The following is a 25,056-nucleotide window of genomic DNA, read 5'->3' on the forward strand; positions in this document are numbered from 1 at the left end:
ACCGCCCCGGTTGTCCCCCGTACGTGCCGGGCCCGTCCCGCTTCGAGGAGTCCCGCCTTGTCTCCCGCGTCCCAGCCCCCGCACACCACCTGGCAGCACGCCGGCCGCCGACTCTTCGCCAAGATGCTGGCGGAGTTCGCGTACGAGGAAATCCTCACCCCCGAGCCCGACGGCACCGCCCCCGACGGCACCCCCCGCTACCGCCTGCCCGTCACCGACGACCTGGTCTACCGCTTCCGGGCCCGCCGCGGCGCGTACGGCCACTGGCGCGTCGACCCCGGCTCCCTCGCCCCCGACGCGGACCCCCTCCGCTTCCTCACGCACGCCCACGACACCGTGCTGGGCCTGTCCGGCGACACCACCGGCCACCTCATCCGCGAGCTGACCGCCACCCTCGCCGCGGACACCCGCCTCGACGCCGCCGCCCTCAGCGCCGCCGACCTCGCCGACCTGGACTACGCCTCCCTCGAAGGCCACCAGACCGGCCACCCCTGGCTCGTCGCCAACAAGGGACGGCTCGGCTTCTCGGCCGCCGACGCGGCGCACTGGGCACCGGAGGCCCGCACCCCCGAGCGGCTGCCCTGGCTGGCCGCGCACCACAGCCTGGCCCACTACCGCGGTATTCCCACCCTCGCCACCCCCGACCGTCTCTACCGCGAGGAACTCACCCCCGCCGTCCGCGACACCTTCGCCCGCACCGTCTCCTCCCTGGGCCGCGACCCGGCCGACTACCTCTACCTCCCCGTGCACCCCTGGCAGTGGGACGAGACCATCGCCCCGCTCTTCGCGCCGCAGCTCGCCGACGGATCCATCATCGCGCTGCCCACTGACAACGACCTCAGGCTCCCGCAGCAGTCGATCCGCACCTTCACCAATATCAGCCGCCCCCAGGGCCGGACGGTCAAGCTGCCGCTGTCCATCCTCAACACCCTCGTCTGGCGCGGACTGCCCACCGAGCGCACCCTCGCCGCCCCCGCCGTCACCCGCTGGGTCCACGGCCTGCGCGACGAGGACCCGTATCTGCGCGACGAGACCCGGGTGATCCTGCTCGGCGAGATCGCCTCCGTCACCGTCGAGCACCCCCTCTACGACCGGCTGCCCGGCGTCCCGTACCAATTCAAGGAGCTTCTCGGCTGTATCTGGCGCGAGCCGGTCACCCCCAGCCTCGACCCCGGCGAACGCGCCCGCACCCTCGCCTCGCTCCTGCAGACCGACCCGTCCGGCCGCGCCCTGACCGCCGAACTGGTCCACCGCTCGGGCCTGGCCCCGCGCGTCTGGCTGCGCCGGCTCTTCGCCGCCCTCCTGCCGCCCCTGCTGCACTTCCTCTACCAGTACGGCACGGTCTTCTCCCCGCACGGCGAGAACGCCATCGTCGTCTTCGACGAGCACGACATCCCCACCCGCCTCGCCGTCAAGGACTTCGTCGACGACGTCAACACCAGCTCCGTGCCGCTGCCCGAGCACGACTCCATGTCGGAGGAGGTACGGGCGGTGCTGCTGACCGAACCGCCCTCCTTCCTCATCCAGTTCCTCCACTCCGGCCTGTTCGTCGGCGTCTTCCGCTATCTGGCACCGCTGTGTGAGGAACAACTCGGCGTTCCCGAGGGGGAGTTCTGGTCACTCGTGCGGGCGGAGATCCTGCGCCACCACGAACGCTTCCCGCGTCTGAAGGAGCGGCACGAGACGTTCGACCTGCTCACCCCGCGTATCGCCCGGCTGTGCCTGAACCGCAACCGGCTGCACGTCGACGGCTACCGCGACCGCCACGAGCGCCCGCACGCCGCCGTGCACGGCACCGTGCCCAATCCCCTGCACGCCCTGTGACCGCTCCGGCCGGCGTCGGCTGTCAGAGGTCCCGCGTAGGCTTGCAAGCGCTATGACGAAGCCCTCTCTCCCCGATCTGCTGCACGCCGCCGTCACCGCCGTCGGCGGCACCGAGCGCCCCGGCCAGGTGGCGATGGCCGAGGCCGTCGCCCAGGCGGTGGATGATCAATCGCATCTCCTCGTCCAGGCCGGCACGGGCACCGGAAAGTCGCTCGGCTATCTGGTCCCGGCCCTCGCGCACGGCGAGAGAGTGGTGGTCGCCACGGCCACCCTCGCGCTGCAGCGCCAGCTGGTCGAGCGCGATCTGCCGCGTACGGTCGAGGCGCTCCATCCGCAGCTGCGCCGCCGCCCCGAGTTCGCCATGCTCAAGGGCCGCTCCAATTACCTCTGCCTGCACCGTCTGCACGAAGGCGTCCCGCAGGAAGAGGAGGACGGCCTCTTCGACGTGTTCGAGCAGGCGACGCCCACCAGCAAGCTCGGCAAGGACCTGCTGCGGCTGCGCGACTGGGCGGACGAGACCGAGACCGGCGACCGCGATGCGCTGACCCCCGGTGTCTCCGACCGCGCCTGGGGCCAGGTCTCGGTCTCCTCCCGGGAGTGCCTGGGCGCCTCGAAGTGCGCCTACGGTGCGGAGTGCTTCGCCGAGGCCGCCAGGGAGCGCGCCAAGCTCGCGGATGTGGTGGTCACCAACCACGCACTGCTCGCGATCGACGCCATCGAGGGCGCGCCGATCCTGCCGCAGCACGAGGTTCTGATCATCGACGAGGCCCATGAGCTGGTCTCCCGGGTCACCGGCGTCGCCACCGGCGAGCTCACCCCCGGCCAGGTCAACCGCGCCGTGCGCCGGGCCGCGAAACTCGTCAACGAAAAGGCCGCCGACCAGCTCCAGACCGCGTCGGAGACCTTCGAGCGCCTGATGGAGCTGGCCCTGCCGGGCCGCCTGGAGGAGATCCCCGAGGAGCTCGGCTACTGCCTGATGGCGCTGCGCGATGCGGCCCGTACGGTCATCACCGCGCTCGGCTCGACCCGGGACAAATCCGTCCAGGACGAGGACGCCGTCCGCAAGCAGGCCCTCGCCGCGGTGGAGAACGTCCACGCCGTGGCCGAGCGCATCGCCAACGGCTCCGAATACGACGTGGTCTGGTACGAGCGCCATGACCGTTTCGGCGCGTCCCTGCGGGTGGCGCCGCTGTCGGTCTCCGGGCTGCTGCGGGAGAAGCTCTTCGCCGACCGCTCGGTGGTCCTCACCTCCGCCACCCTCAAGCTGGGCGGCGACTTCAACGGCGTCGGCGCCTCCCTCGGCCTCGCCCCCGAAGGCACCGAGGCCGAGGACGCGCCGCCCTGGAAGGGCCTGGACGTGGGCTCCCCCTTCGACTACGGGAAGCAGGGCATCCTCTACGTCGCCAAACACCTCGCCCAGCCCGGCCGCGAGGGCAACCGCCAGGACATGCTCGATGAGCTCGCGGAGCTGGTCGAGGCCGCGGGCGGGCGGACGCTCGGGCTCTTCTCGTCGATGCGCGGCGCCCAGGCCGCGGCCGAGGCGCTGCGCGGCCGTCTGGACATGCCGGTCCTCCTCCAGGGCGAGGACACGCTCGGCGAGCTGATCAAGGCCTTCGCCGACGATCCCCGTACGTGCCTGTTCGGCACGCTGTCCCTGTGGCAGGGCGTCGATGTCCCGGGGCCGAGCTGTCAGCTGGTGGTGATGGACCGGGTGCCGTTCCCGCGTCCGGACGACCCGCTGATGAGTGCCCGGCAGAAGGCCGTGGAGGAGGCCGGCGGCAATGGCTTCATGGCGGTCGCCGCGACCCATGCGGCCCTGCTGATGGCCCAGGGAGCGGGCCGCCTGGTCCGCGCCACCGGCGACCGCGGTGTCGTCGCGGTCCTGGACCCCCGGGTCGAGCGCGCCCGCTACGGCTCCTTCCTGCGCAAGTCCATGCCGGACTTCTGGTACACCACGGACCGCAACCAGGTACGCCGGTCACTGGCAGCCATCGACAAGGCGGCGAAGGACGCAGAAGCCTAGCCACCCACGACCGCTGGTACCGCAACCACCGCTTGAGCAACCCCCACCGAAGATCAACCACCTCCGCGAAAGCGGCGCCGGCTTAGGCGCACAACACAGAGCCCCGGAACCGGCGCAGTGGTCCCGGGGCTGTCCTGTGGGCGGGGGTCAGACGCGGCGCAGCACCGCCACCACCTTGCCGAGGATCGTTGCCTCATCACCGGGGATGGGCTGGTAGGCGGCGTTGTGCGGCAGCAGCCACACATGGCCGTCCTCGCGCTTGAAGCGCTTGACGGTGGCCTCGCCGTCCAGCATCGCGGCGACGATGTCGCCGTTCTCGGCGACCGGCTGGCGGCGGACGGTGACCCAGTCGCCGTCGCAGATCGCGGCCTCGATCATGGAGTCGCCGACGACCTTCAGCACGAACAGCTCGCCATCGCCGACCAGCTGGCGGGGGAGCGGGAAGACATCCTCGACCGATTCCTCCGCGAGGATCGGGCCGCCGGCGGCGATCCGGCCGACCAACGGCACATACGACGCCGCGGGCTTGCCGGCCGTTTCCGTCGTCGCGCTGGTGGTCTGGTCCGAGCCGCGGACCTCGTAGGCGCGGGGGCGGTGCGGATCGCGCCGCAGGAAGCCCTTGCGCTCCAGGGCCATCAGCTGGTGGGCGACGGATGACGTGCTGGACAGCCCGACCGCCTGGCCGATCTCCCGCATCGACGGCGGATAGCCACGCCGCTGCACCGAATCCCGGATCACCTCGATCACCCGGCGCTGCCGGTCGGTGAGCCCCGAACTGTCGGCCCGGATCCCTGGCGGCCGTCCGGGCAGCGAGCGGGTGGGCTTCGGCTCTTCGGAGTCCAACGTGGCGTCGTCCATCGGCGTGTTGCGTGCCGATTGCGGATGCTCGAACCGGCTCTGGGAGTGGCTTTGTGCGGTGATGGTCGCGCTGTCTGCGGTGGTGGTCACGTCGGCCCCTCTCGAAATGTTCTCCCTAGTTAGCCAACGGTAGTTGCTTTCGAAAGGTTGCGCCAAACACACGTTCGAGTGAAAAAGTCGCTGATTGGCTGACCCGATCAAGTAGCTAGGTGTATGGCGAAAAAGCAATTCGGGCTTTTGGTGCAGGCTTTCGTCCGCGATTTCCGTCGGCCGTCCCCGCCCGTGCCGTCACCGATTCTGTCATCCCCGCCCCTGCGGCCCGCCGCCCGGGTGGCTTCCCGTACGCTCTTCAGCGGCTGACCGGCCCGCCGCCGCCGCGACACGCGGTAGGCGGCTATAAGCGCCGAGACACCACATCTAGTGCTTAGATGCGGTTCGCCGCCTACAAGTTGTGGTGCCTGGTCCTTCGCGGCCCCGGGGATCGCCTATGCTGGTGGCTGCTCCGAAGGGCCTGCGAGGACCGGTCGGTGCCATTCAGTCGTACGCCGGGGTTCGATGGCGTACGCCCGTATACGAGGGTGAGGAGGGTGGAGCCATGCACTGCCCCTTCTGCAGGCACCCCGACAGCCGGGTCGTCGACAGCCGCACCACGGATGACGGCACGTCGATCCGCCGGCGCCGCCAGTGCCCCGACTGCGCCCGCCGCTTCACGACCATCGAGACGGCGTCCCTGATGGTGATCAAGCGGAGCGGGGTCACCGAGCCCTTCAGCCGCAACAAGGTCATCGCGGGAGTGCGCAAGGCATGCCAGGGGCGCCCGGTCACCGAAGACGCCCTCGCCAAGCTCGGCCAGCGGGTCGAGGAGGCGGTGCGTGCCACCGGCAGCGCCGAGCTGTCCACCCACGACGTCGGGCTCGCCATACTGGGCCCGCTCCAGGAGCTGGACCTCGTCGCCTACCTGCGCTTCGCATCCGTCTACCGGGCCTTCGACTCGCTCGAGGACTTCGAGGCGGCCATCACCGAGCTGCGGGAGCAGCGCGAGCAGAGCCCGCCCGGGCAGGACTGCGGCACCCACGGGGAGGCCGGCGGCCCGGCCCTCGCCGTGCCCGTGGGGCCTGCCCCCACCGCCGACTGAGTTCGGCGCACATCCAGGACCTGGCCGGGGCCAGAGCAGGCGGCCCCGGCATCAGAAAGACATACACCGTGCCACGGAATGCGTGCGCACATATGGGCGTTTGCCCGTATACAGGGAGGCGGAATGACAGAGACGGCGAGCGGCCCGGCACGAGGCTCCCGCGCCAAGGGCAGCAAGGCGAGCAAGGGGCTGCGCATCGAGCGCATCCACACCACCCCCGGCGTGCATCCGTACGACGAGGTGGAGTGGGCGCGCCGTGACGTCGTCATGACCAACTGGCGCGACGGCTCGGTCAACTTCGAGCAGCGAGGCGTCGAGTTCCCCGACTTCTGGTCGGTGAACGCGGTCAACATCGTCACCAGCAAGTACTTCCGCGGCGCGGTGGGCTCCCCGACCCGCGAGGCGAGCCTCAAGCAGCTCATCGACCGGGTGGTCAAGACCTACCGCAAGGCCGGCGAGGACCACGGCTACTTCGCCTCCCCGGCGGACGCCGAGATCTTCGAGCACGAGCTGGCCTACGCCCTCCTCCACCAGGTCTTCAGCTTCAACTCCCCGGTCTGGTTCAACGTCGGCACCCAGCAGCCGCAGCAGGTCAGCGCCTGCTTCATCCTCTCCGTGGACGACTCCATGGAGTCGATCCTGGACTGGTACAAGGAAGAGGGGATGATCTTCAAGGGCGGCTCCGGCGCCGGTCTGAACCTCTCCCGCATCCGCTCCTCCAAGGAGCTGCTCTCCTCCGGCGGCAACGCCTCCGGCCCGGTCTCCTTCATGCGCGGCGCCGACGCGTCCGCAGGAACGATCAAGTCGGGCGGCGCCACCCGCCGCGCGGCCAAGATGGTCGTCCTGGACGTCGACCACCCGGACGTCGAGGCCTTCATCGAGACCAAGGTGAAGGAGGAGGAGAAGGTCCGCGCGCTGCGCGACGCCGGCTTCGACATGGACCTGGGCGGCGACGACATCACGTCCGTCCAGTACCAGAACGCCAACAACTCGGTCCGCGTGAACGACGAGTTCATGAAGGCCGTCGAGACCGGCTCGAAGTTCGGCCTGCGCGGCCGGATGACCGGCGAGGTCATCGAAGAGGTCGACGCCAAGGGCCTGTTCCGCAAGATGGCCGAGGCCGCCTGGGCGTGCGCCGACCCCGGTATCCAGTACGACGACACCATCAACCACTGGCACACCTCGCCGGAGTCGGGCCGGATCACCGCGTCCAACCCCTGCAGCGAGTACATGCACCTGGACAACTCCTCGTGCAACCTCGCCTCGCTCAACCTCCTGAAGTTCCTGCGCGACGACGACCTGGGCAACCAGTCCTTCGACGCCGAGCGCTTCGCCAAGGTCGTCGAGCTGGTCATCACCGCGATGGACATCTCCATCTGCTTCGCCGACTTCCCCACCGAGAAGATCGGCGAGACCACCCGCGCCTTCCGCCAGCTGGGCATCGGCTACGCCAACCTCGGCGCCCTGCTGATGGCCACCGGCCACGCCTACGACTCCGACGGCGGCCGCGCGCTCGCCGGTGCCATCACCTCCCTGATGACCGGCACCTCCTACAAGCGCTCCGCCGAGCTGGCCGCGGTCGTCGGCCCGTACGACGGCTACGCCCGGAACGCCGACGCCCACAAGCGCGTCATGAAGCAGCACTCCGACGCCAACGGCACCGCGGTGCGCATGGACGACCTGGACACGCCCGTCTGGGCCGCGGCCACCGAGGCCTGGCAGGACGTCCTCCGCCTCGGCGAGAAGAACGGCTTCCGCAACGCCCAGGCCTCCGTGCTCGCCCCCACCGGCACCATCGGCCTGATGATGGACTGCGACACCACCGGCGTTGAGCCCGACCTGGCGCTGGTCAAGTTCAAGAAGCTGGTCGGCGGCGGCTCCATGCAGATCGTGAACAACACGGTCCCCAAGGCGCTCAAGCGGCTCGGCTACCAGCCCGAGCAGGTCGAGGCGATCGTCGCCCACATCGCCGACCACGGCAATGTCGTCGACGCCCCCGGCCTCAAGCCGGAGCACTACGAGGTCTTCGACTGCGCCATGGGCGTCCGCTCCATCTCCGCCATGGGCCATGTGCGCATGATGGCCGCGGCGCAGCCGTTCCTCTCCGGTGCGATCTCCAAGACGGTCAACGTCCCCGAGACGGCCACCGTCGAGGAGATCGAGGAGGTCTACTTCGAGGGCTGGAAGCTCGGCCTGAAGGCGCTCGCGATCTACCGCGACAACTGCAAGGTCGGCCAGCCCCTCTCCGCCAAGAAGAAGGAGGAGAAGAAGGCCGAGGCCGAGCCGGTCGCCGAGAAGAAGGTCGTCGAGTACCGCCCGGTCCGCAAGCGCCTCCCGAAGGGTCGTCCCGGCATCACCACCTCCTTCACGGTCGGCGGCGCCGAGGGCTACATGACCGCCAACTCCTACCCGGACGACGGTCTCGGTGAGGTCTTCCTGAAGATGTCCAAGCAGGGCTCGACCCTCGCGGGCATGATGGACGCCTTCTCCATCGCGGTCTCGGTCGGCCTCCAGTACGGCGTGCCGCTGGAGACGTACGTCTCGAAGTTCACCAACATGCGCTTCGAGCCGGCCGGTATGACGGACGACCCGGACGTGCGGATGGCCCAGTCGATCGTCGACTACATCTTCCGCCGCCTGGCGCTGGACTTCCTGCCCTTCGAGACCCGCTCGGCGCTCGGCATCCACTCCGTCGAGGAGCGCACGCGCCACCTGGAGACCGGCTCGTACGAGCCCTCCGACGACGAGGTCGACGTCGAGGGTCTGGCCCAGTCCGCACCGCTCCAGACCGAGCCCCCGAAGGCCACCCCGGCGGCCAAGGTCGTCGAGGAGGCCGCGGCACCGGCCCCGAAGCAGGCGCACACCAACGCCGAACTGGTCGAGATGCAGCTCGGCATCAACGCCGACGCACCGCTCTGCTTCTCCTGCGGCACCAAGATGCAGCGGGCCGGCAGCTGCTACCTGTGCGAGGGCTGCGGGTCCACGAGCGGATGCAGCTGATTCCGGACAGCGCGCGATAACTGAATAACGCACGAGGCGGTGGCCGGGGAAATCCCCGGCCACCGCCTTCGTCTTATCGGTGTGGGTGGGCGCCGCGAATTTCCGGTCGGCGGTCGATGGGTGGTCCGGCGGACCGTGCGAGGGTCCTGAGAATCGCTTCGGCCGCCTTTTATCGCGCGCAGCGCCCGGCTCCGGACCGGCTCACCGGCTCCTGTCGACGGTGGGCGTCCGCCCGTTGATATCCGTCAGGCGCCCATCAGCCTGGCGAACTCGTTGGGATCCGCATCGAATCCGCGGAGTACGGCGCGGAACCGCCATTCGCCCGACTGGTCCCGGGTGAATTCGGCGACGGTGGCCGCGGTGGCCTCCGCGACATCGGCGAAGTCGTTCTCCGCAAGGTCGGTGTGGCCCTCGCGGATCAGTACCTCGGTGTTCGCCACGTCGCCGAACACCTTCCGGCCCTCGCCCTGCTGGATGGCGACCCCGACGATGACGCGCGTATACGTCTCGGACAGCCGGTTGAATTCCAGCGTCATGACCTCGTCGGCGCCGAATCCCTTACCGGTCCGGCTGTCGCGGTTGAGGATGATGGTGCCGTCGGGCGACCTGCTGCCGAAGTGCACCAGATAGGCCGGTTCGCCGTGCGGTGCGTCCCCGGTGTACGTCGCCGCGATGAAGTCGAGGTCATTGTCCGGAGTGCCGATGGGGCTGGGGTCCCATTTGAGCGTTACCTCGGCCTTCTCTATCCCTTTGTTGAGATTGCTCACCGGGCTTCCCCTTCTTCGCATGCTTCGAGCCCGCGGCTCGCCCACGTCATGGTGCGGACAACTCCCCGAGACTTCCCCTTGGTCGACCATCGTGCCACGCCGGGCATCCCTCGGCCGGGCCGAAGTGCGGCCCGGCGGGCTCCGGTTGGGGCGAGGGATGGCTTGAATGTGCCGTCCGGCTCCGTTAGATGGCGGCCGGTTCCCAGAGGCTCCTGAGGTGGCCGCCGAGGATGTCCACCGCGGCGGCCGGGGTGAGGTGCCCGATCAGGACATGCGTGGTGAGCCCGTCGGCGAGCGCGAGGAGGGTGCGGGCCGCCCGCTCCGGGTCGGCGGACTCGGTGCCCTCGGCGATGAGCCGGGCGAAGAGGCGCTGCAGGCCCGTGTAGTGGGTGCGAAGAGTCTCGGCCAGGGACGGGCTGACCGCGGCCTGGGCCACGAACGCCAGCCAGACCCGGGCCTCGGCGCGGTGTTCCTCCTGGAGCAGCGAGACCTCGGTCGCGGCGTGCCCCAGGGTCGTACGGGCCGACTGGGCGGGCGATGCCATGGTGCGGGCTGCCACCCGCGCCGAGACCCGCTCGCCGATGTGGGTGAGGGCGAAGACCAGCATCTCCTCCTTGGTGCCGAAGCACCGCTGCACGGCCCCCATGGACACCCGGGCGCGGGCCGCCACATCGCGGAGCGTGACGCCTTCCAGGCCGCTCTCGTCGGCGAGGCGGCAGACGGCCTCGGCGATCTGGCGGCGTCGGCTCTCGTGGTCCACCTGCTTGGGCATGCCGCGCTCTCCGGTTCGTGCGATGCGGGTGTATCGCGGGTGTATCGGTCATGAGGGTACGGGGCCGTGTCCAGGCTGCGGACCTGCGAGGACTGCGGTCATCGCGGTATCGCGAGGGCGATGACCGAGCCGGACCCGGGGGAGTGGCCGACCGGGTGGTGAACGGCCTCCCGTGGGGCGCGCAGCGGATCGGGCGCTCCTGCCGGGAAGGCCGGCACCTGGAGGGGGGCGGGGTGGTGGCACGGTTCCTGTGGGTGCTGGTGGCCATGGCCCGGCGCCCGTAGGGGAGTTCGTGGTGGTTGCCCTGTTACGCGTCGTGATGTCGGGGGCGCCTGGGGCCGTACGATGGCGCGGTGCTGGTCAAGTGGATTCGCCTCACCGTTGTGGACCGTCGAGGGTTCGAGCGGGGGCAGCGGAAATGGGCGGGGCTGCTGGGTGAGCCGGGGTTTCGGGGGCAGGGCGGGGGGTGGAGCCGCAGCCGGCCGGGCGTCGCGCATCTGGTGGCCTTCTGGGAGAGCCGGGCGTTCTACGACTCCTTCATGGCCCGCTCGCACGACCGGCTGGCGGCCGCCCAGGTAGGCACCTACAAAGACCAGCAAGTGCGGCTTTTTGAGCACGAATTCGATGTGAAGGTGGGCTTCCGGCCGACGTTCGGCGACGCGGACGTGCTCCGGCTGGCGCACTGCCAGGTGCGCCAGGACCGGGTCGATCACTTCATGCTGATGCAGGAGAAGGTCTGGAACCCGGCGATGGCGGGCTCGCCGGGCATGCTGAGGGGAATGCTGGGGCGGGCTCCGGGGGAGGAGTTCCTGGTGGTGTCGCTGTGGCAGTCGGCGGCCGAGCGGGGCAAGTACCGGCCCGAACGCGTCGAGCGGCTGGCGCTGCGGGCCCAGATAGCCGCCGATGTCCAGGCCATCGCCGGTGATGTGGTGCAGCTCGAACCGTCGTGGACGGTGTGAGGCGCGTCAGGAAACGGCACCGGGGGCGGGGGATCCGGCGGTGCCGCCCACGGTGAAGGCCCCGGCTCGGGCCGCCGCCAGCGCCGCCGCGGCCGACTGATCGGCGAGGGCCTCGTCGACCGGCTCGCGGGTGATGAACAGCCGCAGGAAGAGCGGCGCGGTGACGGCCCGGACCAGCGCGCCGGCGTCGACCGCGGCCTCCTCGTGCGATCCGGTGCCCGTGGCCTCCTCGTGCGATCCGGAGCCCGCCGGGGACGGTGCCTCCCCGCGTACCATGGCGCGTTCCACGATCGCCTCGCAGCGCCGGAACCGCTCGGTGTAATAGGCGCGCAGGGCCTGTGCGGCCCGCTCGGACTGGAACCCGGCCGCGATCAAGGCGGAGCCGGAAGCGGCCACCGCCGGGTCGGTGAAGGACTCGACGACCTCGCGGGCGAGGGCGCGCAGATCGCCCTCCAGGGACCCGGTGTCCGGCGGTGCCCAGCTGTCCTCGCCCGCCAGGTCCAGCGCATCGGCCACCAGCCCCTCGAGGTCCCCCCAGCGGCGGTAGAGCGTCGTCTTGTGCACCCCGGAGTGCTCGGCGACGTATTCGACGGTCAGGCCCGGATATCCGTGCCGGATGAGCCCGGCCAGTACGGCGTCGCGCACCGCGGCCCGGGTGCGGGCGGTGCGGCCGCCGGGGCGCTGTGTGCCGGGACGGCGGGCGTCCGTTGTCGCGTCGTCACTTTCGTCAGTCAATTGCAACTCCTGTTGCGTTAGCGCGGGGGCGTGTGTCATCATCATCGTAATGCAACGAGAGTTGCATTTGCTTGTCGATGCCTGTCCCGATCCCCGGAGGCTTGTTTGCCCACTCAGATCTCGTTACGCGATGTCACCAAGACCCACGCCGACCGGCCGCTGCTCGACGCGGTCTCCCTGTCGATAAGGCCCGGCGAACGCATCGGGATCGTGGGGGAGAACGGCGCCGGAAAGTCGACCCTGCTCCGCATCATCGCGGGCGCCGAGCGGCCCGACGACGGCCAGGTCGTGCTCAGCGCGGACGGCGGCGTCGGCTACCTCGCCCAGACTCCCGGCCTTCCGCCGCACCACACCGTGCAGGACGCGATCGACGCCGCCCTGGCAGACCTCAGAGACATGGAAAACCGGCTGCGATCGATGGAGCGGGAGCTCGGCGAAGCCTCGGCCGGGCGGCTCGCCGAGTACGGCGATCTGCTCACGCAGTTCGCCCTGCGCGGCGGTTACGAAGCCGACGCCCGTGTCGACAAGGCGCTGCACGGTCTGGGCCTGGCGCGACTGGACCACGGTCGGGTGCTCGGCAGCCTCTCGGGAGGCGAACAGGCCCGGCTCGGGCTCGCCTGCCTGATCGCCGCGTCGCCCGAGGTCATGCTCCTCGACGAGCCGACCAACCACCTCGACACCGCCGCCCTCGAGTGGCTCGAAGGCGCTCTGCTCGCCCACCGCGGCACCGTCCTCACGGTCTCCCACGACCGGCTCTTCCTCCAGCGGATCGCCACCGCGATCGTCGAGGTGGACGGCGACCGGCGGACCCTCGTCCGCTACGGCGACGGATACGGCAACTTCGTCGCCGCCAAGGCCGCCGCCCGCCGCCGCTGGGAACAGGCCCACGCCGACTGGTGCGAGCAGATAGCGCAGCTCAGCGACTTCGCGGCGGGTACGGCACACGACGTCGCCCAGGGCCGAGCCATCAAGGACGGCAACAAGATGGCCTACGAGCGGGACAAGGGCCGCGTCCAGGCGTCCGTGTCCAGCAGAGTGCGCAACGCCCGCGAACGGCTCCGCCGGCTGCACGAGGCGCCGGTCCCCAGGCCGCCGGATCCGCTCCGCTTCCGGGCGGCACCGGACGTCGGCGAGACGGCGGGCACCCTCGTCGCCCTCGACGGAGTGCGGGTGGGATCCCGGCTGGCGGTGGATTCCTTCTCCGTGTCCGCCGGTGAACGACTGCTGGTCCACGGCGCCAACGGCGCGGGCAAGACCACCCTGCTGCGGGTCCTGGCGGGTGTCACCGCACCGGACAGCGGCACCGTCCACCGCCGCGGGCGGATCGGCTACCTGGCCCAGGAGATACCGGTCTCCCACCCCGCCGAGCCACTGCTGGCCGCCTTCGGCCGGGGCCTGGCGGTGGATGCCGACGAGTTGTCCGCCCTCCTGCTGTCCTTCGGGCTCTTCCGTGAGCGCGATCTGCGGGTGCCCGTCGGAGCGCTCTCGGCCGGCCAGCGGCGCCGGCTGGCCCTGGCCCGGCTGCTGGCCCGCCCGGCGGACCTGCTGCTGCTCGACGAACCCACCAACCACCTCGCCCTCGGCCTGGTCGAAGAACTGGAGCAGGCCCTGACGCAATGGCCCGGCGCCCTGGTCGTCGTCTCCCACGACCGCCTGCTGCGCAGCCGCTTCGGCGGCCGTCCCTACGAGATACGCGACGGCCGGCCTGCCCTCGCCGCCTGCTGACCGCCCGGCCCTGCCCGGCGGGTGGCACGGCCGCGACCGTAGCGGCATGCGGCATGCGGCATGCGGTATGCGGCATGTACAGAGCAGCCGTTTTAGGCTGGCCGCATGGCCCGGCCCCGACGCATCGTCCTCATCCGCCACGGAGAGTCGGAGGGGAACGTCGACGACACCGTGTACGAGCGGGCGCCCGACCATGCGTTGCACCTCACCAAGGTGGGCCGGCGGCAGGCCGAGGAAGCGGGCGGCCGACTGCGCGAGATGTTCGGCGGCGAACGGATCTCCGCCTATGTCTCGCCCTACCGCCGCACCCACCAGACCTTCCAGGAGCTGGGCCTGGACCCGGCCAAGGTCCGGGTCCGGGAGGAGCCGAGGCTGCGCGAACAGGACTGGGGGAACTGGCAGGACCGCGACGACGTACGCCGCCAGAAGGCCTACCGCGACGCCTACGGCCACTTCTTCTACCGTTTCGCCCAGGGCGAGTCCGGCGCGGACGTCTACGACCGGGTCGGGGCGTTCCTCGAGAGCCTGTGGCGCAGCTTCGAGGACCCGCACCACCCGCCGAACGTCCTGATCGTCACGCACGGCCTCACCATGCGGCTGTTCTGTATGCGCTGGTTCCACTGGACGGTGGCGGACTTCGAGTCGCTGTCCAATCCGGGCAATGCGGAGTGGCGCGCCCTGCTCCTCGGCCCCGACGGACGCTACTCGCTCGATCGGCCGTTTGAGCGCTGGTGCAAACCCGAGCCTTATGGCGCCACCGGTTAGAGTGCACACCGATGACCGCCGACCACCGTGACGCAGACCGCTGGGAGCGGGCGCTGGCCAGCCTGCGCGGGCTGGCCGTGGGCGATGCCCTCGGATCGCAGTTCTTCGTCCCCGCCCATTACCCCGCCCTCAAGCGCCGGGAGCTGCCCCCGTCCCCCTGGCAGTGGACCGACGACACCGAGATGGCATGTTCCATTCTGGCGGTGCTGACCAGCCACTTCCGTATCGACCAGGACGCGCTCGCCCGTTCCTTCGCCGATCACCACGATTTCGACCGCGGCTACGGCCCGGCCGTCAACCGCCTTCTCCGGCTGATCCGTGAGGGCGGCGACTGGCGCGAACTGTCCTCCGCGCTCTTCAACGGCCAGGGCTCCTGGGGCAACGGCGCCGCCATGCGCATCGCCCCCCTCGGCGCCTGGTACGCCGACGACCCCGAGCAGGCCACCCACCAGGCGGAGATCTCCGCCTACCCCACGCACCAGCACCGCGAGGCCGTGGTCGGCGCGATGGCCGTGGCCGCCGCGGCCGCTCTGGTGGCCGACCCCTCGCGTGCCCTCGGCCCCCAGGACCTGCTCGACGGCGTCCTGGCGCTGATCCCGCGCAGCGCCGTACAGGCGGGACTGCGCCGGGCCCGGGACATGCTCGACTACGCCGACTCCGGCACCGTCGCCGCCGTCCTCGGCTGCGGCCGGCGCACCAGCGCCCACGACACCGTCCCCTTCACCCTCTGGGCCGCGGCCCGCCACCTCGGCGACTACGAGCAGGCCTTCTGGGCCACCGTCCAGGCGGGCGGCGATGTGGACACCACCTGCGCCATCGTCGGCGGCATCGTCGCGGCGAGCCCCGCCGGCGCCCCGCCCCAGGCCTGGCTGGACGGCACCGAACCCCTCCCGGCCTGGGCGCCTGCGCTCGCCGACTGACCGCCGCCCGCCCCGCGCGCCCGGCAACGCGACGCGCTGGACGGCGACTTCACCCCCGCCCGGCCCCGTGTGCGCGGCGGAGCACCGGGCAGTGCGGAGCCCGTTCCGTACCCCGGCGGCATCGGTTCCGTATCCGATGCCGATCCGATGCGGACGGCTGGGCCGAATAGGCGTAACCTGGCTGGCGCCATGCCGTACGAGCCCCCCACCCATACCGTCGAGCGATCACTACGCGCCACGACGGGCGCCAAGATCGTTGCAGGTGTCGACGAGGTCGGGCGCGGAGCCTGGGCCGGCCCGGTCAGCGTCTGCGCAGCCGTCACAGGTCTGCGTCGGCCGCCCGCCGGACTCACCGATTCCAAGCTGCTGACCGCCAAGCGCCGCACCGAACTCTGCGAGGTACTCGGCGACTGGGTCACGGCCTACGCCCTGGGGCACTCGTCACCGGAAGAGATCGACGAGCTGGGCATGACCGCGGCACTGCGGCTCGCGGCCGTACGCGCCCTGGAGGCGCTGCCGGTCCGTCCGGACGCGGTCATCCTCGACGGCAAGCACGACTATCTGGGCGCGCCGTGGCGGGTCCGCACGGTCATCAAGGGGGACCAGTCCTGTGTCGCGGTTGCCGCCGCGTCCGTGATCGCAAAGGTGCGACGCGACGCGATGATGGCCGAACTGGGCCTGGAATACACCGACTTCGACTTTGCGGCCAACGCCGGCTACCCCTCCCCGACCCATCGCATCGCCCTGGAGGAGTACGGTCCTACGCCGCACCACCGGGTGTCGTGGTCCTACATGGATGCCCTGCCCCGGTGGCGGCATCTGAAGAAGGTGCGCGTCACCCCCGAAGCAGCCGCTCTGGAGGCCGGTGGCCAACTCGGCTTCGACTTCTGAGCGGTACGGACGTCAAATCGGTACCCGATGACGCGTCCCGCACTTACGTTTGATAGACATCCCTTTATGCCTCTCATCCCCGAGGAGCCTCAGATTCACGAGAGTGTCCCGGGTCCCCGCGCAACTCCGGCCGCCGGCCGCACCGCGCCGACCCCCCGTCCCGTCCCTGGCCCCGGTCCCCGCCCCGCGCCTCCGCGTGGCGCCCCGGCGTCCAGCGTTCGTCCGGGCAAGCCCGGACCCCCTGCCCCGGCGCGTGGGCCTGTCGCCGCTCCGCCGGCGCAGCGCACCAGCTCCCCGCAGCCCCCGGCCCCAGCCGCCACAGGAGCACAGCTCCAGCTGATCCCGGCACCCGCCGACGGCGCCATCGACGCCGCCGACGAAGCCGTTGATCTGCTGCTGGACTCCGGGCGCGCGCCGTCCGAGATCCTGGTGCTGACCACGGGGGGAAACCACCCGTGGGCCGCCCATGAGCTGTCCTTCGGCGAGGCGTCCTACTGGGCCCAACAGGACGCCGCAGACGATGTGTTCTACGCGGACGCCGCCGCCGAGCGCGTCACCGGGCGCCCCGTCGTGGTCGTCGCCGTCAACGGCGGCACGGACGGGGTCACCGCGCGGGCGCTGCCCTCGGCGATGACCCGTGCCGGAACTCTGCTGGTCGTCTGCGGTGACCCGCAGCGGATCAACAGCATCCTCGGCGCGAACGCGTAGCAGCCCCCGCACGAAGCAGCCCGTCGGCCATCCGGTCGGTCGGGCTTGCTTGCGTTTCCGGGGCGCTCCCGGAGCCGCCCGCCTGGGCTCAGCGGGCCGCGGTGTGCCGCTGCACCGCCCGCGCCCCGCCTCCGGAACGCCGGGGTGCCGCCGGTATTCCGCTCCGCGTGGGCGGCTCGGCCGCGGCCAAGGGCTCCGTCGGGGGCGTACGCGGCGAGGGCATGCGCGGCACCACCGCATCCGAGGCGGCCGTCCGCGGCGACATCGCGCGCGGCGCTCGGGCCCGCGACGGCTCCGTACGGCGGGAATCCGCTTCGGTACGGCCGGACACCGCTTCGGCCGGCAGGTCCGCCGGGACGGTCCCCCGGGACACCGCTCCGGTGCCGCTGGACACCGCCTCGGTCCGCCGGGACGGTCTGGGCGGCCGCCCGCCGCGATCCTCACCGAGCACCTGCCAGCGGTCCGGGGTCAGCGTGATGTACGCCCCGCACCGCAGCCCGTGCAGGGTGCAGGCATCCCGCAGCCCCCACATCCACGCCCCGTCCGCCTCCGTCCAACGGGGCTCGCCCTCACGGCAGTAGAGCAACACGGCCGTCCGGACCGGAGTGCGCAGCCGCAGATCGTGCGGGATGACCCGGCGCAGATGCGCCAGCAGCACATTGCGGAACTCCCAGCCGTCGGGCAGCGCCGCGGGCTCCGTGAACGAGGCGCTGGCGGCCACCCGCTCCAGCGGATCGAGCACCGCCACGATGGCCGTCGCAGGCCCCGGGCGATGACGGTCGTGCAGGCCGGTGACGATCTCACGGGGATTGCGCAGCAGCGGAATACCGGCCGAGGCCCACTCGGAGGGCTCCAGCATCCGGCCCAGCCTGGCGGTGGAGTCGGCGGACACGGGCCGGGACACATTCGCGGGCGGGGCGAAACCGAAGGTCACGGATCCTCCCTTCGTCTACGCGTCCACGCAGCGGGCGCCGGCCGGGCGCGAGCGCACCACGGCATGACCCTGCCTGGCCGCGGACGCGGGCCGGTACGGGGAAGCAGCTCCAATTCTTCCTGTCGTACACGCATGCGGCAACGAGCAATTTCTCGCGCGATCCGGAATCGACCGGTGCGCCGTCAATATCCCTGCCCGCCGCACCGGCCCGTGAAGCCCGGCAGCCTCTTCCCCTCTCCCGAAACGGCTATCCCTGTACGGCAAGGACCAGCGGAAACACTCCTTCGGCCCCCGCCCCGCGCAGCAGACGGGCGGCCACCGCCAGGGTCCAGCCGGTGTCCGAAAAGTCGTCCACCAGCAGCACCGGGCCACCCGCCGACGCCAGCGCCTGCGCCAGCTCCGGCGGCACGGTCAGCGAACCGTGCAGGGCGCGCAGCCGCTGGGCGCTGTTACTGCGCGGAATCCTGCCGTCCGCTCCGTCGTCCACCGATGTCACCGTCCCGAGGAACGGCATCCTGCCCACCGCGGCGATCCGCTCGGCCAGCGAATGGATCAGCTGCGGGCGGGTGCGTGAGGAGAGGCAGACAACGCCCACCGGGCGGGCCGGCGCATCGTCCGCTCCGGAGGCCCAACCCCCCGACCCCTTGGCCCAGTCGGCCAGGACCGTGACCACGGCGGCTGCCACATCGTCCGGAACCGGACCGTCCGGCGCCTGCGGTGCCAGCATCGGCCGCAGGCGGTTGCCCCACCCGATGTCGGACAGCCTGCCCAGGGCCCGCCCGGTGGCGGCCAGCTCACCCGCCGGAATGCGTCCCTTGAGGTCGACGCCGATGGCCCCGAGCCCCGTCGGCCACATCCGCCGCGGCTCCACCTCCACACCCGGACGCCCCAGCTCACCCCGGGCCGCGTCCAGCGACGCGGGGGACACCTCGGTGGCGAACCTGGCACCGGCGCAGTTGTCACAGCGGCCGCACGCCACCGCCTCCTCGTCGTCCAACTGCCGCCGCAGAAACTCCATCCGGCAGCCCGTCGTGGTGGCGTAGTCCCGCATCGCCTGCTGCTCCGCCGCGCGCTGACGGGTCACCCACGCATAGCGCTCCGCGTCGTACGACCACGGGCGGCCGGTGGCCGTCCAACCACCCTTGACGCGGTGCACGGCGCCGTCCACATCGAGCACCTTGAGCATGATCTCCAGACGCGACCGGCGCAGTTCGACCTGCGGCTCCAGCGCCGGCAGCGACACCGGCCGGCCGGCCGCCGCCAGGACGTCCAGCGTCTGGCGCACCTGCTCCTCGGGCGGAAACGCCAGCGACGCGAAGTACTTCCAGATCGCCTCGTCCTCGCGGCCCGGCAACAGCAGCACCTCGGCATGCTGCACACCTCGGCCGGCGCGCCCCACCTGCTGGTAGTACGCGATCGGGGACGACGGCGAGCCCAGGTGCACCACGAACCCCAGGTCGGGCTTGTCGAAACCCATGCCCAGCGCGGACGTCGCCACCAGCGCCTTGACCCGGTTGGCGAGCAGATCGTCCTCGGCCTGCTGCCGTTCGGCGTTCTCCGTCTTGCCGGTGTACGCGGCGACCACATGCCCCCGGTGCCGCAGGAACGCCGTGACCTCCTCGGCGGCGGCGACGGTGAGCGTGTAGATGATTCCCGAGCCCGGCAGCTCGTCCAGATGGTCCGCCAGCCACGCGAGGCGGTGCGCGGCGTCCGGCAGCGGCAGCACACCCAGGCTCAGGCTCTCCCGGTCCAGCGGACCACGGAGCACCAGCGCCTCCGCCGTGCCCTCGCCCGTCCCCAGCTGTTCGGCGACATCGGCCGTCACCCGGGCGTTGGCGGTCGCGGTCGTGGCGAGCACCGGCACACCGGGCGGGAGGTCGGCGAGCATCGTGCGCAGCCTGCGGTAGTCCGGCCGGAAGTCGTGGCCCCAGTCGGAGATGCAGTGTGCCTCGTCGACGACCAGCAGACCGGTGGCTGCGGCGAGCTTGGGCAGCACCTGATCGCGGAAATCGGGGTTGTTGAGCCGCTCGGGGCTCACCAGCAGGACGTCGACCTCGCCGGCCGCCACCTCCGCCTGTACGTTCTCCCACTCCTCGGTGTTGGAGGAGTTGATCGTGCGCGCGCGGATCCCGGCCCGCGCGGCCGCCTCGACCTGGTTGCGCATCAGCGCGAGCAGCGGCGAGACGATCACCGTCGGCCCGCTGCCGCGCGCCCGCAGCAGCGCCGTCGCCACGAAATAGACCGCGGACTTGCCCCAGCCCGTGCGCTGTACGACCAGGGCCCGGCGGTGGTCGGCGACCAGCGCCTCGATCGCCCTCCACTGATCCTCGCGCAGCCGGGCCTCGCCGCCGGGATCCCCGACGAGTCGGGTCAGGACGGCATCGGCCGAGGCACGCAGGTCTTCATTGCTCATGCCCCCATGCAACCCGATGCCACTGACAACGCGCGAACCCCCGCCCGAACCTGTGGAAAACCGCGTCACCCGAGAGTTATCCACAGGGGTCGCGGAACGGCGGCCGACCGCGCGATCTTCGAGCCATGACCGAGCACAGCGAACCGATCGAGCCCAACTCTCCCGACGACACCCCGCACGTCTCCGACGACACCTCCCGCCCCCCGAACCCCGCCCCGAGCCCTTCCCCGACGTCCTCCCGACCCGCCGAGCCCCAGATCACCTTGCGCAGCGCCGCCGAACTCGCCGACGCACTCCCGTACCTCATGGGCTTCTTTCCCGACGACAGCATCGTTCTCGTCGCGCTGCACGGCCCTCGAGGACGCTTCGGCGGCCGGGTCCGGCTCGGGATCCCGGCCGACACCGCACAATGGCCGGACGCCGCCGACCAGCTCGCCGACTGCTTGATCACTGCCGCGCAGGACCCCGCAGAGCGGCCCGCCGCCATCGTCGTCTACGTCTGCCAGGAGCCCGCCGCCGGCCAGACCGGCAAGGACGTCAAGGACCGGCTCCGCCCCCTCGCCCAGCTGCTGCGCACCGCCTGCGGCGCGCTGGACGTACCCGTGCTCGAAGCCCTGTGCATCTCCAACGGCCGTCACTGGTCCTACTGCTGCCCGGACTTCCGCTGCTGCCCCGCCGACGGCACGCCCCTTGCCCTGCCCGGCACGTCCGTGCTGGCCGCGGCCGCCGCGTACGCGGGTGTGCAGGTGCGCGGCTCGCTCAAGGAGATGGAGGCCCGGCTGGCGCCCCGCACCGGGCCCCGGGGCGCCGACCAGGAGAGGGCCCTCGACGTCGCGGCCGCCGAGCTTCTGCCGCGCATGCTCCGGCCGGACGGCGCGGCGGCGGTGCGCCGGGAGACCCTCGACCTGGCCGAGACGATGATCCGCCGCTTCCGCCTGGACACGCCCGCGGGCAGCAACCGGGCCAGGGACGCCTGCGACGACGCCCTGATCACCGACGCCGAGGCTGCCGCGCTCATCCTCGGGCTCCAGGACCGCATCACGCGCGACCGGGCCGCGGAGTGGATGGAGGACCCCCACGCGGCGCCTGCTCTGCGGCTCTGGCGCGCCCTCGCCCGCCGCTGTGCCGGCGGCTTTCTCGAGCACGCCGTGGCGCCGCTGACGCTCGCCGGATGGATCTGCTGGGCCACCGAGGACGCCCCCTCGGCGCGGGTGACGCTGGGCCGTGCCCTGGCCATCGACCCCGGCTACGTCTTCGCCGATCTGCTGCACCGCGCCATCAACGACGGCCTCGACCCGGAGCCGCTGCGCCGCTGTCTGCGCGAACAGCGCAAGGAGCAAGCGGCACTCTCCCCCAGCGGGCCGGCGCTGCCCGCCAAGGAGGCGCCGCGGCCCGGCAAGCGGCCGAAGCCGGCCCGCCCCGGAAGCGCCGACCGCCCCGTCGGGCCACGCGGCGGCGCCCGCCCCGGCAGCCGGACGGCCGACGGACGCCGCACGCGCCGGGCGGGCCGGGACGGTGACCGGAGTCGGCGGTGACCCCGCCGAGGCCGGGAGGCCGGCGTGACCTGCGCGCCGGCCGAACCGTTCACGAGAGTGGCGGGTGCCGTACGGAGCCCCGAAACCACCAGGGAGCGCACAGCGTGCCAGGCATCGTCCCCACCACCCAGCCGGCCCGCCGGCCGCCCGGCGAACGGCGCCCCGCGCCGCCCCGGGTCCCTCAGCCGCAGCCCGTCCACTCCTCGCTGGTCTGCGTGGCCCTGCCGGGCCTCGCGGTCTCGTCCCCCTCGGGACAACTGACCGGCCAGGGGCTGGACGGCTACTACCGCGACGGGATACGGATCCTCTCCCGCTGCGAGGTACGGGCCGGGAGCGGCGAACCACTCGTCGTCCAGGGCAGATTGGTCGCCGCGCACCGCGCGCGGTTCGTCGGCACGATCCGCACAACCGGTGAGCGCGGCCCGGACCCGGAGGTCCGGATGGAGCGGCTGCGGTCCGCCGACGGCACCGAACAGCTCACGTTCCGCAGCAGCGCCACCCGGCCCATCCGGCTCCCGGTCGAGATCCGGCTGGGCACCGACCTCGCGGAGCTCGGCGCCGTCGCCGCCGGGCTTCCCGGCCCCGGGCTGCGGGCCGCCGTCCATGGATCAGGGCTCCGCTGGTCCGGGCCCGGCGCATACGCGGTGGTCTCCGCGACGCCCGCGCCGCAGGATGCGATCGCGTCCGCGGGCCTGCTGCGCTGGAAACTGGACCTGCCGCCCGGCGGCCACTGCACCATCGAGCTGCGCGTCCGGCTCGAGCACGACGCCGGCGTCCCCCTGGGCGGCCGTCCGGCCGGCGGACGGCGCCCGGGAGATGCCCAGGTCACCGGCCCGCAAGCACGGATACCCGTTCCCCGTCCACGCGGTGACCGCCCACCGCGCCCCTGGTCGCCCGCGCAGCTGGAGTGCGACGACCACCGGGCCGACGCCCTCCTGGCAGGCAGTCTCGACGACCTGTACGGCCTGCTGATGCGCGACCCCGCGCAGCCCGCGGACACCTACGTCGCAGGCGGCTTTCCCTGGCGGTGCGGGCTCGCCCCGGCGGAGGCCCTGTGGGCGGCGCGGATGCTGCTGCCCCTGGGCACACGTCTCGCCGCGGGCACGCTGCGGGCTCTCGCCCGTACTCAACAAGCCACGCCAGGGGCGGATTTCGGCCGAATCCCCGGTGGCCTGCGCGACGCCGGACCGCACGCACCGCCGAGCTGCACCGGAGTCGAGGCCACCCTCCTGTTCCCCGCCGTCCTCGCGGAGGCCCGCCGCTGGGGCCTGCCCGACCAGGAGACCGAACGCCTGCTGCCCGCCGCGGAACGCTGTCTGCGATGGCTGCGCACCGCATCCGAAGCGGCCGGCACGGCGAGCGGCGGCTACGTCCCCGACCCCGCGCCCGACGGGCCGTACCGCAGCGAGACCCAGGCCCACGCCCACCGCGCCGCGCTCCTGGGCGCCGACCTCCTGGATGCCTGTGGTGCGTCCGATGCGGCGGCGCTGCGGGAGTGGGCCGCGGATCTGCGCACCAGGTTCCGTACGGACTTCTGGATCGCGGACCGGGCGGGCGGCCGTCCCGCCGCCTTACTGGCCGGCGACGGCCGCCCGCTGCCGCATCTCGGCGCCAGTGCGGCCCACCTCCTCGACACCGGCCTGCTCGGCGCCGGCACCCTCGCCCCGGGCCTGCTGGACCCCGCCCAGACCGACCAACTGGCCAGACTCCTGGGCGGCCCCGCCCTGGACACGGGCTGGGGGCTGCGCGGCCTGGGGGCCAAGGAGAGTGGCTACAACCCGTTCGGTCACCGCAGCGGCGCGGTCCGGGTCCACGAGACCGCGATCGCCGTCGCGGGACTCGCCGCGGCCGGCCACGAGAAGGCGGCCGGCGCGCTGGCACGGGGCATCCTCGACGCCGCGGACAGCTTCGGGCACCGCCTCCCGGAGATGTACGCGGGGGAGCAGCGCACCGCCGACGGCGCACCCGTCCCGCACCCGGCGGCCTGCCGTCCCGCGGCGGTGGCGGCGGCGGGTGCGGCGCAGATATTGACCGCGCTCGCCGGCCTGCGCCCCGACGTGCCCGCCGGGACGGTGACCCTCCGTCCACTCGGCAGCGCGCCGCTGGGCGCGATGCAGTTCACCGGTCTGAGCGTTGCGGAGCAGCCGTTCGCCGTACGGATCAGCAGGCTCGGCCTGGGGATGGTGGAGGCGGCGGCGGACGGTCTGCAGCTGGGGTCCTGAGGAACATCAAGACCTGTTTATCGTCAAGCGGACGACTATGATCGCGGGCATGCCACCCTACGACCCGTCGGCCTTTCCGCCCTTCGCCGTCACCGTCGACCTGGTCGTGCTCACCGTGCGCCGCCATGCGCTGTGCGCACTGGCCGTGCGCCGTGGTGAGCCGCCGTTCCAGGGGCGCTGGGCCCTGCCCGGCGGGTTCGTCCGCGCCGATGAGGACCTCGCGGCCGCGGCCGCCCGGGAGCTCGCCGAGGAGACCGGCCTGCACGCCCAGTCCCCGACGGGTCCGCCGCCCGCCTACGGCGCGCACCTCGAACAGCTCGCCACCTACGGCGACCCCAAGCGCGACCCCCGTATGCGCGTCGTCAGTGTCGCCCATCTCGTCCTCGCCCCCGACCTGCCCGCCCCGCGCGCCGGCGGCGACGCCCACAGCGCGCGCTGGGCACCGGTCGAGACCCTCCTCGACCAGGACGGCACGCACGGTCGCGACGGCGAGCTGGCGGCGCCGCTGGCCTTCGACCACGCCCAGATCCTCGACGACGGCGTCGAGCGTGCCCGTTCGAAGATCGAATACTCCTCCCTCGCCACGGCCTTCTGCCCACCCGAGTTCACCGTCGGCGAGCTGCGACGGGTCTACGAAGCGGTCTGGGGCGTCGCCCTGGACCCCCGTAACTTCCATCGCAAGGTGACCGGTACGCCCGGCTTCCTGGTGCCCACCGGCGGCACGACGACCCGTCAGGGCGGCCGACCGGCACAGCTGTTCAGGGCCGGCGGCGCCACGCTGCTCAACCCGCCGATGCTGCGCCCCGAGGTCTGAACCGGGACCCCGGTGACCCGGCAGGACACGACGGAACATCACAACCCGGCAATTAC

General features: G+C 72.0%; 19 protein-coding genes. 13 read left to right on the top strand and 6 right to left on the bottom strand.

The genetic code is table 11. The features are described from left to right. The first annotated feature begins 57 nt into the window (after nt 1-57). Both AC5677_RS28790 and AC5677_RS28795 read left to right on the top strand, forming a co-directional pair. Complete coding sequence (locus tag AC5677_RS28790; protein ID WP_497190813.1) at nt 58-1,824, top strand: IucA/IucC family protein; 1,767 nt, start codon at nt 58-60, stop codon at nt 1,822-1,824. Nucleotides 1,825-1,876: 52 nt separating this feature from the next. Next, nucleotides 1,877-3,847 (top strand): ATP-dependent DNA helicase, encoded by a 1,971-nt coding sequence (locus AC5677_RS28795; protein ID WP_497190814.1) that lies wholly within the window; start codon nt 1,877-1,879, stop codon nt 3,845-3,847. A gap of 147 nt (nt 3,848-3,994) precedes the next feature. On the opposite strand, the gene lexA is transcribed toward AC5677_RS28795, so the two are convergent. Beyond that, the gene (lexA, locus tag AC5677_RS28800; protein ID WP_046925652.1) at nt 3,995-4,795 is read right to left on the bottom strand and encodes a transcriptional repressor LexA; all 801 of its coding nucleotides are present in this window, start codon (nt 4,793-4,795) and stop codon (nt 3,995-3,997) included. A 505-nt stretch (nt 4,796-5,300) separates the two neighbouring features. Between lexA and nrdR the strand changes: the two genes are divergently transcribed. Both nrdR and AC5677_RS28810 read left to right on the top strand, forming a co-directional pair. Then, complete coding sequence (gene nrdR, locus AC5677_RS28805; RefSeq protein WP_497190815.1) at nt 5,301-5,840, top strand: transcriptional regulator NrdR; 540 nt, start codon at nt 5,301-5,303, stop codon at nt 5,838-5,840. Nucleotides 5,841-5,963: 123 nt separating this feature from the next. Next, entirely contained in the window at nt 5,964-8,840 is a 2,877-nt protein-coding gene (locus AC5677_RS28810) for a vitamin B12-dependent ribonucleotide reductase (RefSeq protein ID WP_497190816.1), read from the top strand. A 245-nt stretch (nt 8,841-9,085) separates the two neighbouring features. On the opposite strand, the gene AC5677_RS28815 is transcribed toward AC5677_RS28810, so the two are convergent. Beyond that, nucleotides 9,086-9,607, bottom strand: coding sequence for a TerD family protein (locus AC5677_RS28815; protein ID WP_497190817.1), 522 nt, complete (start codon nt 9,605-9,607; stop codon nt 9,086-9,088). A gap of 184 nt (nt 9,608-9,791) precedes the next feature. Next, nucleotides 9,792-10,379 carry a TetR/AcrR family transcriptional regulator gene (locus AC5677_RS28820; RefSeq protein ID WP_497190818.1) on the bottom strand — a complete coding sequence of 196 codons (588 nt, stop codon included), beginning with the start codon at nt 10,377-10,379 and terminating at the stop codon, nt 9,792-9,794. A gap of 353 nt (nt 10,380-10,732) precedes the next feature. On the opposite strand from AC5677_RS28820, the gene AC5677_RS28825 reads away from it, so the two are divergent. Then, nucleotides 10,733-11,338: a YdbC family protein gene (locus AC5677_RS28825; protein WP_497190819.1), complete on the top strand. Its 606-nt coding sequence runs from the start codon at nt 10,733-10,735 to the stop codon at nt 11,336-11,338. Nucleotides 11,339-11,344: 6 nt separating this feature from the next. On the opposite strand, the gene AC5677_RS28830 is transcribed toward AC5677_RS28825, so the two are convergent. Next, entirely contained in the window at nt 11,345-12,112 is a 768-nt protein-coding gene (locus tag AC5677_RS28830) for a TetR/AcrR family transcriptional regulator (protein WP_497196790.1), read from the bottom strand. Nucleotides 12,113-12,178: 66 nt separating this feature from the next. On the opposite strand from AC5677_RS28830, the gene AC5677_RS28835 reads away from it, so the two are divergent. From AC5677_RS28835 to AC5677_RS28855, 5 genes are all read left to right on the top strand, one after another. Next, nucleotides 12,179-13,798 (top strand): ABC-F family ATP-binding cassette domain-containing protein, encoded by a 1,620-nt coding sequence (locus AC5677_RS28835; protein ID WP_497190820.1) that lies wholly within the window; start codon nt 12,179-12,181, stop codon nt 13,796-13,798. Nucleotides 13,799-13,903: 105 nt separating this feature from the next. Continuing rightward, on the top strand, nt 13,904-14,563 hold the full coding sequence (locus AC5677_RS28840) for a histidine phosphatase family protein (protein ID WP_497190821.1): 660 nt from the start codon (nt 13,904-13,906) through the stop codon (nt 14,561-14,563). Between the two features lie 11 nt (nt 14,564-14,574). Further along, entirely contained in the window at nt 14,575-15,483 is a 909-nt protein-coding gene (locus AC5677_RS28845; RefSeq protein WP_497190822.1) for an ADP-ribosylglycohydrolase family protein, read from the top strand. 189 nt (nt 15,484-15,672) lie between these two features. Then, complete coding sequence (gene rnhB / locus AC5677_RS28850) at nt 15,673-16,374, top strand: ribonuclease HII (RefSeq protein ID WP_497190823.1); 702 nt, start codon at nt 15,673-15,675, stop codon at nt 16,372-16,374. Nucleotides 16,375-16,440: 66 nt separating this feature from the next. After that, the gene (locus tag AC5677_RS28855) at nt 16,441-17,082 is read left to right on the top strand and encodes a hypothetical protein (RefSeq protein ID WP_497190824.1); all 642 of its coding nucleotides are present in this window, start codon (nt 16,441-16,443) and stop codon (nt 17,080-17,082) included. Nucleotides 17,083-17,170: 88 nt separating this feature from the next. On the opposite strand, the gene AC5677_RS28860 is transcribed toward AC5677_RS28855, so the two are convergent. Continuing rightward, nucleotides 17,171-18,016 carry a hypothetical protein gene (locus AC5677_RS28860; RefSeq protein WP_497190825.1) on the bottom strand — a complete coding sequence of 282 codons (846 nt, stop codon included), beginning with the start codon at nt 18,014-18,016 and terminating at the stop codon, nt 17,171-17,173. Nucleotides 18,017-18,263: 247 nt separating this feature from the next. After that, on the bottom strand, nt 18,264-20,429 hold the full coding sequence (locus tag AC5677_RS28865; protein WP_497190826.1) for a RecQ family ATP-dependent DNA helicase: 2,166 nt from the start codon (nt 20,427-20,429) through the stop codon (nt 18,264-18,266). 125 nt (nt 20,430-20,554) lie between these two features. Here AC5677_RS28865 and AC5677_RS28870 point away from each other — a divergent pair, with 125 nt between their 5' ends. The 3 genes from AC5677_RS28870 to AC5677_RS28880 all read left to right on the top strand — a co-directional run bounded on the left by AC5677_RS28870 (nt 20,555) and on the right by AC5677_RS28880 (nt 25,000). After that, nucleotides 20,555-21,964 (top strand): DUF4192 domain-containing protein, encoded by a 1,410-nt coding sequence (locus AC5677_RS28870; RefSeq protein ID WP_497190827.1) that lies wholly within the window; start codon nt 20,555-20,557, stop codon nt 21,962-21,964. A gap of 215 nt (nt 21,965-22,179) precedes the next feature. Then, on the top strand, nt 22,180-24,186 hold the full coding sequence (locus AC5677_RS28875; protein ID WP_497196791.1) for a glycogen debranching N-terminal domain-containing protein: 2,007 nt from the start codon (nt 22,180-22,182) through the stop codon (nt 24,184-24,186). A gap of 49 nt (nt 24,187-24,235) precedes the next feature. Next, the gene (locus tag AC5677_RS28880; RefSeq protein ID WP_497190828.1) at nt 24,236-25,000 is read left to right on the top strand and encodes an NUDIX hydrolase; all 765 of its coding nucleotides are present in this window, start codon (nt 24,236-24,238) and stop codon (nt 24,998-25,000) included. Nucleotides 25,001-25,056 lie beyond the last annotated feature (56 nt).

The sequence above is a fragment of the Streptomyces sp. JLSY215 genome (assembly GCF_059682825.1).

What these genes read in the sequence shown, in the direction of transcription:
- AC5677_RS28795 (WP_497190814.1), top strand. Translation starts at nt 1,877, where the DNA reads ATGACGAAGCCCTCTCTCCCCGATCTGCTGCACGCCGCCGTCACCGCC.
- nrdR (WP_497190815.1), top strand. Translation starts at nt 5,301, where the DNA reads ATGCACTGCCCCTTCTGCAGGCACCCCGACAGCCGGGTCGTCGACAGC.
- AC5677_RS28810 (WP_497190816.1), top strand. Translation starts at nt 5,964, where the DNA reads ATGACAGAGACGGCGAGCGGCCCGGCACGAGGCTCCCGCGCCAAGGGC.
- AC5677_RS28820 (WP_497190818.1), bottom strand. Translation starts at nt 10,379, where the DNA reads ATGCCCAAGCAGGTGGACCACGAGAGCCGACGCCGCCAGATCGCCGAG.
- AC5677_RS28830 (WP_497196790.1), bottom strand. Translation starts at nt 12,112, where the DNA reads ATGACACACGCCCCCGCGCTAACGCAACAGGAGTTGCAATTGACTGAC.
- AC5677_RS28840 (WP_497190821.1), top strand. Translation starts at nt 13,904, where the DNA reads ATGGCCCGGCCCCGACGCATCGTCCTCATCCGCCACGGAGAGTCGGAG.
- AC5677_RS28845 (WP_497190822.1), top strand. Translation starts at nt 14,575, where the DNA reads ATGACCGCCGACCACCGTGACGCAGACCGCTGGGAGCGGGCGCTGGCC.
- rnhB (WP_497190823.1), top strand. Translation starts at nt 15,673, where the DNA reads ATGCCGTACGAGCCCCCCACCCATACCGTCGAGCGATCACTACGCGCC.
- AC5677_RS28855 (WP_497190824.1), top strand. Translation starts at nt 16,441, where the DNA reads ATGCCTCTCATCCCCGAGGAGCCTCAGATTCACGAGAGTGTCCCGGGT.
- AC5677_RS28865 (WP_497190826.1), bottom strand. Translation starts at nt 20,429, where the DNA reads ATGAGCAATGAAGACCTGCGTGCCTCGGCCGATGCCGTCCTGACCCGA.
- AC5677_RS28870 (WP_497190827.1), top strand. Translation starts at nt 20,555, where the DNA reads ATGACCGAGCACAGCGAACCGATCGAGCCCAACTCTCCCGACGACACC.
- AC5677_RS28880 (WP_497190828.1), top strand. Translation starts at nt 24,236, where the DNA reads ATGCCACCCTACGACCCGTCGGCCTTTCCGCCCTTCGCCGTCACCGTC.